Source organism: Pseudomonas sp. PSPC3-2, from assembly GCF_049897085.1.
GTDB lineage: Bacteria > Pseudomonadota > Gammaproteobacteria > Pseudomonadales > Pseudomonadaceae > Aquipseudomonas > Aquipseudomonas paraveronii.
Map to the genome: position 1 here is coordinate 73,233 of NZ_JAFCVO010000020.1, position 12,578 is coordinate 85,810.

The 12,578-nt window shown below is 60.3% G+C and carries 14 protein-coding genes; 10 read left to right on the plus strand and 4 right to left on the minus strand.

The annotated features are described in order from the left end of the window. Positions 1-118: 118 nt before the first annotated feature. Positions 119-1,744 carry a methyl-accepting chemotaxis protein gene (locus ACP7CJ_RS25160; RefSeq protein ID WP_276193274.1) on the minus strand — a complete coding sequence of 542 codons (1,626 nt, stop codon included), beginning with the start codon at positions 1,742-1,744 and terminating at the stop codon, positions 119-121. A gap of 234 nt (positions 1,745-1,978) precedes the next feature. Here ACP7CJ_RS25160 and ACP7CJ_RS25165 point away from each other — a divergent pair, with 234 nt between their 5' ends. Further along, positions 1,979-3,403 carry a nucleobase:cation symporter-2 family protein gene (locus ACP7CJ_RS25165; protein ID WP_276193275.1) on the plus strand — a complete coding sequence of 475 codons (1,425 nt, stop codon included), beginning with the start codon at positions 1,979-1,981 and terminating at the stop codon, positions 3,401-3,403. A gap of 15 nt (positions 3,404-3,418) precedes the next feature. After that, complete coding sequence (locus ACP7CJ_RS25170; protein ID WP_426102547.1) at positions 3,419-3,880, plus strand: LEA type 2 family protein; 462 nt, start codon at positions 3,419-3,421, stop codon at positions 3,878-3,880. Positions 3,881-3,896: 16 nt separating this feature from the next. On the opposite strand, the gene ACP7CJ_RS25175 is transcribed toward ACP7CJ_RS25170, so the two are convergent. Continuing rightward, the gene (locus ACP7CJ_RS25175) at positions 3,897-4,823 is read right to left on the minus strand and encodes a carbon-nitrogen hydrolase family protein (protein ID WP_276193277.1); all 927 of its coding nucleotides are present in this window, start codon (positions 4,821-4,823) and stop codon (positions 3,897-3,899) included. 92 nt (positions 4,824-4,915) lie between these two features. On the opposite strand from ACP7CJ_RS25175, the gene ACP7CJ_RS25180 reads away from it, so the two are divergent. Then, complete coding sequence (locus tag ACP7CJ_RS25180) at positions 4,916-5,836, plus strand: LysR substrate-binding domain-containing protein (RefSeq protein WP_426102579.1); 921 nt, start codon at positions 4,916-4,918, stop codon at positions 5,834-5,836. Here the strand turns inward: ACP7CJ_RS25180 and ACP7CJ_RS25185 are convergent. Beyond that, the gene (locus ACP7CJ_RS25185) at positions 5,808-6,062 is read right to left on the minus strand and encodes a hypothetical protein (RefSeq protein ID WP_017848398.1); all 255 of its coding nucleotides are present in this window, start codon (positions 6,060-6,062) and stop codon (positions 5,808-5,810) included. The genes ACP7CJ_RS25180 and ACP7CJ_RS25185 overlap by 29 nt on opposite strands. Before the next feature lie 162 nt (positions 6,063-6,224). Here ACP7CJ_RS25185 and ACP7CJ_RS25190 point away from each other — a divergent pair, with 162 nt between their 5' ends. Further along, complete coding sequence (locus ACP7CJ_RS25190; protein ID WP_253395303.1) at positions 6,225-6,545, plus strand: DUF883 family protein; 321 nt, start codon at positions 6,225-6,227, stop codon at positions 6,543-6,545. 59 nt (positions 6,546-6,604) lie between these two features. On the opposite strand, the gene ACP7CJ_RS25195 is transcribed toward ACP7CJ_RS25190, so the two are convergent. Continuing rightward, positions 6,605-7,639: an Ldh family oxidoreductase gene (locus ACP7CJ_RS25195; protein ID WP_276193280.1), complete on the minus strand. Its 1,035-nt coding sequence runs from the start codon at positions 7,637-7,639 to the stop codon at positions 6,605-6,607. 266 nt (positions 7,640-7,905) lie between these two features. Here ACP7CJ_RS25195 and ACP7CJ_RS25200 point away from each other — a divergent pair, with 266 nt between their 5' ends. The 6 genes from ACP7CJ_RS25200 to ACP7CJ_RS25225 all read left to right on the plus strand — a co-directional run bounded on the left by ACP7CJ_RS25200 (position 7,906) and on the right by ACP7CJ_RS25225 (position 12,557). Beyond that, entirely contained in the window at positions 7,906-8,901 is a 996-nt protein-coding gene (locus ACP7CJ_RS25200; RefSeq protein WP_276193281.1) for a FecR family protein, read from the plus strand. Between the two features lie 341 nt (positions 8,902-9,242). Then, positions 9,243-9,698 carry a hypothetical protein gene (locus ACP7CJ_RS25205; RefSeq protein WP_276193283.1) on the plus strand — a complete coding sequence of 152 codons (456 nt, stop codon included), beginning with the start codon at positions 9,243-9,245 and terminating at the stop codon, positions 9,696-9,698. Continuing rightward, complete coding sequence (locus tag ACP7CJ_RS25210) at positions 9,695-10,258, plus strand: adhesin (protein ID WP_276193285.1); 564 nt, start codon at positions 9,695-9,697, stop codon at positions 10,256-10,258. The genes ACP7CJ_RS25205 and ACP7CJ_RS25210 overlap by 4 nt, the downstream gene beginning before the upstream one ends. A 67-nt stretch (positions 10,259-10,325) precedes the next feature. After that, entirely contained in the window at positions 10,326-11,030 is a 705-nt protein-coding gene (locus tag ACP7CJ_RS25215; protein WP_276193287.1) for a heme utilization protein, read from the plus strand. A 62-nt stretch (positions 11,031-11,092) separates the two neighbouring features. Next, positions 11,093-11,770, plus strand: coding sequence for a C39 family peptidase (locus ACP7CJ_RS25220; RefSeq protein ID WP_276193288.1), 678 nt, complete (start codon positions 11,093-11,095; stop codon positions 11,768-11,770). Between the two features lie 37 nt (positions 11,771-11,807). Continuing rightward, the gene (locus ACP7CJ_RS25225) at positions 11,808-12,557 is read left to right on the plus strand and encodes a hypothetical protein (RefSeq protein WP_276193289.1); all 750 of its coding nucleotides are present in this window, start codon (positions 11,808-11,810) and stop codon (positions 12,555-12,557) included. The last annotated feature ends 21 nt before the right edge of the window (positions 12,558-12,578 follow it).

Genomic DNA, 12,578 nt, shown 5'->3' on the forward strand with positions numbered 1-12,578 from the left:
GACTTGCTCCCGATGGCGGTGGGTCAGTCAACTCATCTACTGACTGATCCAGCGCCATCGGGAGCAAGTCGAATCGTCGCACCGCCCCTCCCACATTTGGATTGCATTGCAAAGTTGGTCAGATAACGAACCTGGCCACCATCGCATTCAAATCCACCGCCAGGCGCGACAGCTCATGGCTGGCCGCGCTGGTCTGGTTGGCGCCGGCCGCCGACTGGGTCGCCAGGTCGCGGATGTTGACCAGATTGCGGTCCACTTCACGCGACACCTGGGCCTGCTCCTCCGACGCGCTGGCGATCACCAGGTTGCGCTCGTTGATCAGGCTGATCGACTGGGTGATCTGCTCCAATGCCACGCCAGCCGCACGGGCCAGTTCCAGGGTGTTATGGGTCCGCTGGTTGCTCTGTTGCATCGATTGCACGGCTTCACCGGTGCCGTTCTGGATACCGGCGACCATTTTCTCGATTTCCTGGGTCGACTGCGCGGTGCGATGGGCCAACGCCCGCACCTCGTCCGCCACCACCGCGAAGCCGCGCCCGGCTTCACCGGCTCGGGCGGCTTCGATCGCAGCGTTGAGCGCCAGCAAGTTGGTCTGCTCGGCAATCGCCCGGATCACGTCGAGCACCTTGCCGATGTCCCGACCCTGGGTGGCCAGGCCTTCGATCAGCAGCGAGGTGTTTTGCACATCTTGGGTCATGGTCTGGATCGCGCCGACGGTCTCGACCACGCGGTCACGGCCTTCCCGGGCCGCTTGGTTGGACTGTGTGGAGGCTTCGGAGGTGGACACCGCGTTACGCGCCACCTCTTCCACGGCGGCGGTCATCTCATTGACGGCAGTGGCTGCCTGGTCGATTTCATTATTTTGTTGCTGCAGGCCTTTGGAGGCTTCTTCGGTGACTGCGCTCAACTCTTCCGCCGCCGAGGCCAATTGCGTGGCCGAACCGGCGATGTGCTGGATGGTCTGGCGCAGGTTGGTTTGCATGGTCGACAACGCGCTGATCAGCCGCGCCGGTTCATCCTTGCCATCATCTTCAATGACTTTGCTCAGGTTGCCGCTGGCAATGGTTTCCGCCACTTCCACAGCTTTGCGCAGCGGCGTGACGATGCTGCGGGTCAGCAACCAGGCCAACAGCACCGTGAGCAAGGCGGCGGCCACCGCAACGACGAGGATGCCGGTGATCGCGCTGTCGTAGCTCTGGCCTGCCTGGACGTTGGCTTGCTTGGCGCCGGCGGAGTTGATGGCGATCAGCTTGTTCAACTGCTCGCCCATCTGATCGGTGCCGTCCTTGATCCGCGTGTTGATCAAGGTACGCATCTCATCGACCTTGTCTTGCTTGGACAGGGCCAGCATCTCGGCCTGGGCCGTCAGGTAATTGTCCAAGGTGCCGACAAACGTCTTGTACAAGGCCGCTTCCTCAGGCACGGAGGGTAACGCCGCGTAACCGGCCTGTGCGGCTCTGACCTTGTCGATCAGTGCAGCGATGCGCGTTTGCGCCTCTTGCAAAGCGGTCGGTTCGCGGTTAACCAATACGCGAAACGACAAGATACGCATACGCAGCACGTTTTCCGTGAGAGTGCCCAAGTAGGTCACGCTGGGCAGTTGGTTGGTGCTCATGTCCACCGACGCCTGACGGATCAGCGTCATGCGATTGACTGCAAACACGCCCAATACAACCACCAGCAACGCAATGAATGCGAAGCCGAGAGAAGCTCGAGGAGCAATATTCAGATGACGAAGAGACATAGAGGTATTCTCAAGAAGGAGTGTCTGCGCGCATCCGTGCAGCGGAATGATCAGCTGGCGTCAACACGCGGCTCTGACCTTGGTCACCACTTGTTGTCATTGTTGGGTGGGCCTATAGACGATATCGGCAGGGCCAGCGGTTTGAGCAGGGCTTCCATAAATATTTTTTTACACTTCTGACGATCACCGGTTTCTGGCATCCTGCGCCTCCATTTTCTGACCCGAGCCCGCACTTTGTCTGACGCTCAAGCCCCGCGCCCGCGCTATAAATCCGATCTGATCTATGGACTGGAAGACCGCCCGCATTTCACTGCGGCGATGTTTGCTGCCTTGCAGCATGTGTTGGCGAGTTTCGTCGGCATCATCACCCCTACCCTGATTGTCGGCGGCGTGCTGGGTCTGGAAAGCGAAGTGCCGTACCTGGTGAGCATGGCATTGTTCGTGTCCGGGCTCGGCACCTTCGTGCAGGCGCGCACGTTCGGCCCGATCGGCTCGGGCCTGTTGTGCCTGCAAGGCACCAGTTTTTCGTTTATCAGCGTGATTCTCAGTGCCGGGTTCATGGTCAAGGCCCGGGGTGGCGGCACCGATGAGATTCTCTCGACGATCTTCGGCATCTGCTTTTTTGCGGCGTTTATCGAAGTAGTCTTCAGCCAGTTCATCGGCAAATTGCGCAAGCTGATCACCCCAGTGGTGACCGGCACCATCATTACCCTGATGGGGTTGTCGCTGATCAAGGTGGCAGTCACCGACATGGCCGGCGGCTTTGGCTCCAACGACCTTGGCGCCGCCAGCAATATGGGCCTGGCCGCGCTGGTGCTGCTGACCATTGTGGTACTTAACCGCTTCAGCAACCCGTTCCTGCGCCTGGGTTCGATCGTGATCGGCCTGACCCTGGGTTTCGTCGTGGCCTGGTGGCTGGGCCGCGTGGATATGGCGGCATTGCCCCACGTGCCGTTGATCAGCGTGCCGGTGCCGTTCAAGTATGGGTTCTCATTCGACTGGGTGGCGTTTATCCCGGTGGCGGTGATCTTCCTGATTTCGCCCCTGGAAGCCGCCGGTGACCTGACGGCCAATTCGATGATTTCCCAACAACCGGTCAAGGGCCCGCTGTACATCAAGCGCATCAAGTCCGGCCTGCTGGCCGACGGCCTCAACTCGGTGATGGCCGCCACCTTCAACAGCCTGCCGATGGTGACGTTTGCCCAGAACAACGGTGTGATCCAACTGACCGGCGTGGCCAGCCGCTATGTGGCGTACTTCATTGCCGGCCTGCTGGTGCTGCTGGGGCTGTTCCCGATGATCGGCGCAGTGCTGCAACTGATGCCCAAGCCGGTATTGGGCGGCGCGACCCTGATCATGTTCGGCACCGTCGCCGTGGCCGGGATCAAGATCCTCGCCGAAGCCGGCCTGCACCGACGCAACATGCTGATCGTGGCAATCTCCCTGGGCATGGGCCTGGGAGTCGCCGCCGTGCCGGAAGTGTTGCGCGACCTGCCCAAAGCGCTGCACAACATCTTCGAGTCGCCGATCACCGTGGGCGCGTTCTGTGCAATCCTGCTGAACATTTTCCTGCCGGAAGAGTTCTTAGAGCTGGAAGAAGATGAATTTGATCCGGAGTCCTCTACCCTCAAAGTGATGCAGGACCCGGACGTCACGTAATAGGAGCACCTTTGTATGCGCAAGCTCATGGTTCTATCGATACTGCTGCTGACCTTGAGCGCTTGCGCCCTGTTCCCCAACCGCGACCCGGTCAATATCAACGTGGTGGGCATCGAACCGCCGCAAAGCCAGGACCTGGAAGTGCGCTTCGCGGTGAAACTGCGGGTGCAGAACCCCAATGAAACGGCGATCGACTACAACGGCGTGGCCCTGGACCTGGAGGTCAATGGTCGGCCGCTGGCGTCGGGGGTGAGTGATCAGCACGGAAGCATCCCACGCTTTTCCGAGGCCATTCTGACCGTGCCGGTCAGCGTTTCAGCATTTTCCGTGTTGCGGCAAACCCTCGGCCTGAGCCAGACCCAGAGTTTGAACAACCTGCCCTACGTCCTGCGCGGAAAATTGGCCGGTGGACTGTTCGGCACCCTGCGCTTTGTGGATCGTGGGACGCTGGATCTGCCGAACACCGCTACTTGGTAAACCTCAGGCCATATGATCAGTCGGTCATGAAACGCACGCCCGGTTTGGCCCGCTCATCCACGCTCAACTCGAAAATATCCGGCCGGGCGTAATGCCCCACCACGTCATAGTCATACCGTGCGCGCACCAGATCGTCGGTATTGATCTGCGCGCTCAAGAGCCCGGCTTCGCCCAGCAGCGGCCCGGCCAGGATGTCGCCCATGGGACCGACAATCACACTGCCACCCGCAATCAACGGGCGGTCTGAAGGCCAGTTGGCCACCTCAACGCCCAGCGCCGCGGGCGACGCCTGAACCTGGCACGCACTGATCACAAAACAGCGACCCTCGTGGGCAATGTGGCGCATGCTCACCTGCCACATCTCGCGTTCATCCACCGTGGGCGCACACCACACCTGCACACCCTTGGCGTACATCGCCGTGCGCAGCAGGGGCATCATGTTTTCCCAGCACACCGCGCCGCCGATGCGCCCGACCGCCGCGTCGACCACCGGCAATGTGGAGCCATCACCCTTGCCCCAGATCAGCCGTTCAGTGCCGGTGGGCATCAGCTTGCGGTGCTTGGCCACCAGGCCGTCCGCCGGCTCGAAATACAGCATGGTGCAATACAACGTGCTGCCACTGCGCTCGATCACACCCAGGACCAGGCTGGCACCGGTGCGCGCCGACAAACCCGCCAGCGCCTCGGTTTCGGCGCCAGGCACATCGATGGCGTTGGCAAAATACCGTGCAAAGGCTTCGCGGCCTTCGGGCAGGCGATAACCGAGCTGCGTGCCGAAGCCTTCGCCTTTGGGGTAACCACCCAGCAGCGCCTCGGGCATCACTACCAATTGCGCACCGCTGCGCCGGATCGGGTCTTCATAGGCCAGGATTTGCGCCAGGGTATCGGCCTTGCCGCCGGGCAAGGAACCGATTTGCAAAGCCGCCACAGTAGAAACAGGCATCAGGAGCACTCCGAACAATGAGGGGTTGCCCATTCTCCGGCCAGCTTGGATCATGAATAAAGCCCACCTCAGTGCTGAATGATATGAGCCATATAAATATCGCCCAGGTCGACCTGAACCTGCTGAAAACCTTTGAAGCCCTGCACGATGAATCCAGCGCCAGTCGCGCGGCGTTGCGCCTGGGCGTGACCCAATCAGCGATCAGCGCGGGCCTGCGGCGTTTGCGCGAAGTGTATGGCGACCAACTGTTCGTGCGTACCGGCCGCGGCCTGGCGCCGACCTTGCGGGCCAATCAGTTGAAGCCGGTGATCAGTGAGGCGCTGGACCGCTGCCGGCAGAGCCTGGCAATGACCCATCCGGACACCCAGCACTATCAGGGACGGTCCGTGGTGCTGGGCTTATCCGACGATTTCGAGATTGCCTACGGCCGCCGCCTGATGGAGGAAATTGCCCGGCGCATGCCGAAATTGCGCGTAATTTTCCGTCAGACCCACAGCCAGATCGTCGCCACCGCCCTGCTCGACCGCAGCCTCGACCTGGCGATTACCGCCGGCGGTTTTGCCGAACGTCGCTTGAGCCGGCAAGTGCTGGGGGAAGGTGATTACCGCTGCCTGGTCGACCCGCACAGCCTGGCGCCAGGCCAGCAAGGTATCGATCTGCAAGCGTTCGTTGCACGCGAGCACGTGCTGGTGTCATCCGGCGGGTTTATCGGGATTACCGATGAAGGGCTGGCGGCACAGGGGCTGAGCCGCCAGGTGTGCGCGTCCACCAGCCACTTCGCGGCGCTGCCGTTTCTGCTCAAGGGCAGCCAGGCGGTGGCGACCATTCCCGGGCACGCCGCCGAAGCCATCGCATGGATGACAGGCCTGCAGGTGCTGCCTTGCCCGTTGGCGCTGCCGCGCTACCCGGTGGAACTGGGCTGGCGTACCCAGGCTCAACTTGATCCGATAGTGCTGAAAGTACGCGAAGCGATTGTCGCCAGTTTTACTTCGCCGCTGCCATCAGCTTGTTGACTTCGCTGCGCACCATATTGGAGAACTCCGGCGGCGACATGCCGTCGAGTTCCGCGCGGACCCATTCGGCCCACTTGCCCTTGCGCTTAGCGCGCTCGCCGAACAGGCGCGCGGCTTCGCCCTTGGCCTTGCCCAGGTTGCTTTGCCACAGGTCATAGAGACGGGACTTTTCATCTTCCAGCTCGGCGCGTTCGGCGAGGGTCTTGTTGGCGAGATTGAAGCTCATGTTGAATTTCCTGCTGCACAAATTGGTGACATCTTACACTGTAGGTCTACGTTTCCTGATTCGGATTTCGCATGCCACAGCGGCTGGCAAAAAAACTGCAACTTTTGCTGCCACCCGGCACTCCATTGTTCACTGTCACATTTACCTGCAAGGAGTCACCCAATGGCCCGTAAATCTGCCGCCCAAGTCGTCGAAGATCAAATCAAGGATCAAGCGTTCAGCGAACTGACTGCACTGATCGAAGAGTCAGACAAACTGCTCAAAAGCAGCGCGTCCCTGGTGGGCGAAGAAGGTGAAACCTTGCGCGAGCAGGTCGCGATCAAGCTCAAGCAAGCCCTCGATTCGGTGTCCCATGTGCGCGAGCGCAGCAAGCCGGTGGTGGATGCCACCGAAACCTACATCGGTGGTCACCCGTGGCAGACCGTGGCGATTTCCGCAGGCTTTGGCCTGGTGGTCGGCCTGCTGCTCGGTCGTCGCAACTAATACTGTGCACCTTGCGTAGCCGCTGCCGCGCCCTGGCGAGGCAGCGGCTACGTGGTTTTTCAGACGGCCCACTCACGCAACTGATTCAATGCGTGCGCATCCACTTCAATGCCTGCCTCCAACGACTTCGCCCGCGTGCGATGACGTCGATCCCCCGGCAACCGCCGCAACCCTGCCGCGTGCATCTGCCGCACCAGTTCCTGGCTGCGCTCGGCGAAGTTTTGCCCGGCGGTTTTGCTCGGGTCGATCAGAATCAACAGTTGGCCGGTCCATGGCGTGCGCGCCCCCGGGTGATCGGCCCAGTTGAACTCAAACGAGAAGTTGCCGCCGGTCAAGGCTGCGGCCAGTAACTCGACCATCATCGACAGCGCCGAGCCTTTGTGCCCGCCGAACGGCAACAAAGCACCGCCTTCGAGGATGGCCTTGGGGTCCTGGGTCGGCTGGCCCAGGCTGTCCACGCCCATGCCCGGCGGCAGACGTTCGCCCTTGCGCGCGGCGATCTGCACATCGCCATGGGCGATGGCGCTGGTGGCCAGGTCGAAGACAATGGGCGCGCCGTCCGCGCGTGGTGCGGCAAACGCGATCGGGTTGGTGCCAAACAACGGGCGATCGGCGCCATGGGGCACCACGCAGGTCATGCTGTTGACCACACTCAGCGCCACCAAGCCTTGCTCGGCGAAGGGTTCGACATCCGGCCACAACGCGGCGAAGTGATGGGAATTGTGAATCGCCAACAGCGCAATACCGGCGCTGCGGGCCTTGTCCACCAGCAACGCACGGGCCGCCGCCAGCGCCGGTTGGGCAAAGCCGTTCGCGGCATCGACACGCACGAAGCCGGAAGCGACATCCGTGACCACCGGCGTAGCCTTGCCGTCGACCCAGCCGCTGTCCAGCGTGCTGACATAACCGGGAATCCGAAAGATGCCATGGCTATGAGCGCCGTCGCGCTCGGCGCTGGCGCAATTGTGCGCGAGGACCTGCGCCACTTCCGGCGACGTGCCGTGCTTCATAAACACCGCGTGCAGCAACCCCACCAGCTCGTTGAAACCGATGAACGCTGAAGAACTATCCACTATCGGGGACTGGGCAGACATCTGTAGCTCCGATTTTGTAATTGGAAGAGACAACAAGAATCCAGACCAACGATTAAACAACGCCTCCCGTGCCTGCTGTCAACGGGCGCTTGAGCTATCTGCTGCCTGACGCGCTTCGCCGCCCATTACCGTGGGCCGCGACTCCGTCACAGAGCTGTTTTAGGCGTGCCCAACGAGAATAACGCGCAATTGATATGCAATAGCCATGATCGCTGTTCTCGCCATCTGCCTCCGGAGGTTAGAATGTGGGAAATCAGGATGAATTAATGACCGAAAAGTCTGTTTCAGAAGCCGAATATGACGCCATCACCGATGCTGCTGCGCATTGGTGTATGCGCCTGCATGCGAGTGATTGCACGGCGGACGAACGACTGGCCTTTCAACGCTGGCACGATGCTCACCCGCTGCATGCTTTCGAGTACGCAGCGATGCTGGAAATCTGGGACGTTGCCGATCACTTGCCACGCCACGCCCCGGCCCCCGTTGTAGTGCCGCTCAAACCGCGTAGCCGGTTGCGTACTTATGCCGTGGCAGCCGCGGTGTGCCTGGCTGCCCTGCCCCTGGCGGCGTTCACCGGTTGGGAAGCGGGGTGGTTGCCAAGTGCCTATGAACGGTTCGAAGCCCGCAATGGTTTGCGCCAAGTCACGCTGGGCGACGGCAGCCAGCTAGAGCTCAACCTGGGCACCGAACTGGTCTACGCCAATTACAAGGACCAGCGCCAGGTCACGCTGAGCAAGGGCGAGGCGTTTTTCAAGGTCAGCCATGACAGCGCCCATCCATTTGTCGTCAGGGCCGGTGACGGACAGGTGCGCGTGACCGGCACCCAATTCAACGTATGGAAATACGAAGATCAGGTGCGTGTGATGTTGCTCGAAGGCTCGGTGCAGATTTCCAGCGACCCGGCACACAGCAGCGTGCCGCTGACCCAGGGCATGCAAGCCAGCTATCAACAGGGCGATACCACCCCGCGTGTGCGCTCGATCAACCCCGACGACAGCGCCCTCGCCTGGCGCCAGGGTAAATTGGTCCTGGATAACCTGGCCCTGGCCGATGCTTTACCACTGATCAACCGTTACCTGAACAAGCCCGTGATGCTGGCCGATACCGGCACCGGGACGATCCGTATCGGCGGCATCTACAACATCAGCGAGGTCAACAACCTCGTGCCCTCCTTGCCCAAGGTTTTGCCGGTCTACCTGACCCAGAACCAGGATGGCAATCCCGTCCTCAACTCCATTCCACGTAAAGCGCCCAAGGGCTGAGCCTGTTGCCGGCATCAGTGGGCTTGCTTGCGTCTGCTGTGTCCATTTTTGAAACACCTCCCTGTCCTGAACGTCCCGGCCTGCGCGGGTTCATCGTTTTGTCACACGCAGTGTTACATCACTGATACAACCTCCCGAACTCCACGCCTGCGGGCCAGGTATATCGCGAATTGCCGGCCGGCGTCGGCAGGCTGTATCAGCGCTGAAACAGCGTGGCCATCACTTAGCCTGCTAAGTTTCATAACTATTTGATTAAAAACAATAAATTTAAAGCGGCACGCCTCCTGCTCTATTCCTTACAGCCCTGTTTAGTGTCAGCGCTACGAATAAGGAATTTTGCCGTGGACACACATAATCCAGGCTCACTGAGCCTCCTGCTGATCAGCTGTGTACTGAGTACCGGCGTGAGCCTTCCAGTGCTCGCGGCAGGCGATGGTGTGATCGTCGTTCAACGTCAGGTCCAACCTTATACGATAGGCCGCACACGCGGCACCGACCCCTACCCCACCACCGTCAATGCCAATCCATCGGCAGCCATCTACCGCGCCTCCAACGGTGAACTCAGCGACAACGACTTCGCCGGTGTGAGCAGTGGCGTCAGCATCACTCGCAGCATCATGCCCAATGGCGACCTGGCCGGTTTGACCAATATCAATGCCGGCGGCATCGGCCTGGGCGCCGGCAGCGCAGCCGGCCATAGCGGCGGCGGTGTCGCCGGCACGGTCAACGGCGCGGTAGCCAGCGGCCTCGCCCCGCTGAACAATCTCGGCGGCATGATCGGAGGAGCGATGAAATGAACGCTTCCTGGATGCTCCTCGCCGTACTCAGCTGCACGGCGGCAATGGCCGACAGCAGTAATAACGCAACTATCGATAACTCGGCCAAGCAATACAGCGGCGTCGTGACGCTCAACCAGGCCGCAGGCGACCAGCAACAACTGAGCAACAACGTCGCGATCGCGGTGGGCCACAACGCCCAGGCGAACATTGCCGTCACGCAAAAAATCAGCGGCGCTGCCGCAGACCGCGCCATGGATGCCACAGCGGCGATCCACGGCACCTCCTTCAGCAATGGCAACGGTGTACTGAGTGTCAACCAGTCGGCCGGGGCCCAGAACCAGATGATCAATGCCGTGCGAATCAGCGTTAACGCTGGCCCGCAGAGCATCGACGACAGTGTCATGTCGCAACAGAACGTTGCGCTTGCAACAAACTCAGGGTTGACCCCTACCACTGGCAGCCGCCAGGTCGTTACCAGCGACCAGGCCTTCACCGGCAGCCGTGGAGTGGTACAGGTCAGCCAGAGCGCCGGGGTGGGGAACCGAGTGGCTAACACCCTGAATGTACGACTCAACTGATGGAGCTGAGTCGCTAGCTACACCGTACCAACACTTAACCAACTAATTAGAAGCAAGGAGATACACCATGAAACCTACAATGGCTCTTAAACCACTGGCTTTCGCTCTCGCTGCTCTCATGGCTGTTGCTGCTCAAGCGGGTGAGACTTATCACCATCCAAAACCGCCAACCGTCGCTGCCGCAGCCGCCAATGACGGTCAAAGCAACCATGGCAACGTGGTGATCAATGACAAAACCAAAAACAACGCGTCGGCCAACAATTCCTACAACCACAGCAGTGGCGTAGCCAACGGCAACGTTCTCAGTGGTGAAAACAACCAAGGCAAAAACGACGTAGTCGTCCAGTCTGCCGATGCTGATTTCGTGTTCGCCTCCGTGAACTCCGCACAATCGAACACCGGTAACCTGGTGATCAACAGCGGCACCAAAAACAATGCCTCCCTCAACGATAGCGGTAACAACGCTTCGGGCATCATTCAGTTGAACGCCGCAGCAGGCACTTCCAACCAAGCCAGCAACAGCACTGTCATTCAGTCGAACAAAGACGGCTCTGGCGGCCTCGCAACCGTCAATGGCGTGCAGGAAGTATCCAGCAACCTGACCCTCAACGTCAGCAGCGGCCACAGCTGGAGCGCCAAACCCGTTGTCAACAACGCCAGCGTGAACAACTCGATGAACTACAGCTCTGGGGTATCGAACTCCAACGTTCTGTCGGGCAGCAACAACCAAGGTCAGAACAACGTAGTGGTCCAATCCACCACTCGCTTCTGATCCAGATCGGGCCTTGGCAACAAGGCCCTTTTTATTTCCAGTGTCCAACAGGTCATACGATCATGCGCCTTGTTGCCTTCTTCCTGCTGCTAGCACTCACCGGCCCGACTTGGGCGGGGCAAATGGCCGTGGTCATGCCCGGCGGTGGGTTGATCTACAAAAAGGTCGAGAGCATCCGCGAGCGTAAGTTCGCCAACCTGGTGGAACAGAAGACCGATTTCAGCTGTGGGGCCGCTGCACTGGCGACCATCCTGCGCCAAGCCTATTGGATGGACGTGGATGAAGACCACGTCATCAAGGGCATGCTGGTCAACGCCGACCAGGACCTGGTGCGCACCCAGGGCTTCTCCATGCTCGACATGAAGCGCTACCTGGAAAGCATCCACATGCGCGCCAAGGGCTACCGGATCACCCCAGAAGTGCTGATCACCGTAAAAGTGCCGGTCGTCGTATTGCTCGATATTCGCGGCTACAAGCACTTCGTGGTATTGCAGCGCGCCGACAAGGACTGGGTGTATATCGGCGATCCTGTGCTGGGTCACAAGCGCTACGCCAAGGACGATTTCATCAAGGGCTGGAACGGCATCGTATTCGCCGTACTGGGTGAAGGCTACGACAAGGCCAACGCCTTGCTCGACCCGCCCACGCCGCTGACCGCCAAAAACCAAGTGAACGGCTTCAGCCCGGTCCGCGACAGTGAATTGATGGACTTCGGTTTTATCCAGAGCGACTTCTTCTAGAAGCGCAATAAGGAGTAGGAAGCTCCAGGAGCAAGCGATGAACACTCTCCGTTGGCTGACAGTCATGTGCCTGGCAGCCTCAGCACCTGCTTATGCTTCGTCGGCGTTCAAGCCGATCGAACTCAAGGATTCGGAAATGTCCGAGCTGCGCGGCCGCTATGTGATGCCGGGGCGGATTGTCAGCTTTGGCCTTGTGATGAGCAGCACTTGGACTAACGCCGCCGGTGCAACCGTAACCGGCACCGCCAACATGCAAGTCAACGCCTCCACCGTCACCCCGCAGTTTTACGTGCAAATTACCGGTAACGATGGCAGCGGCGCGACCCAGCAGCCTACCGGCACGGGCACTGTCGTCGGCGGCGCCGGCCTCGGCACGGGCCAAGGCGTGGTTCAAAGCGTCCGCGCAGCAGGTGATGGCAACACAGCCAACAACGGCGTCGACATCAACGTCGACAAAAGCGGCCTGGCGCCGGCCAACTATGTGCAGTCAGGCCAGGCGCTAATGGCCGGCCAGTCGATTACCGGCAGCACCGCCGCCGGCCAGGTCACGGTGAGCGCCAAAAACGGCGGCGTGCAGATGGCGCTGCTGGCCAACAACAACCAAGGCAACGTCGTGCAGCAAATTGGTGGCGGTAACGTCCTGCAAGGTACGGTTATTCAAGGGAACAGCAACTTCGTGAACAACTTGACCCAACTCAATGTGGTCCTGGGAAACAATGGCCTGAACAACATCACGCAGAACCTCAACCTGGATCAACTTAAAGGCCTCCGCCCTTCCGGTTATTGAACTACGCTGAGCCACGACACT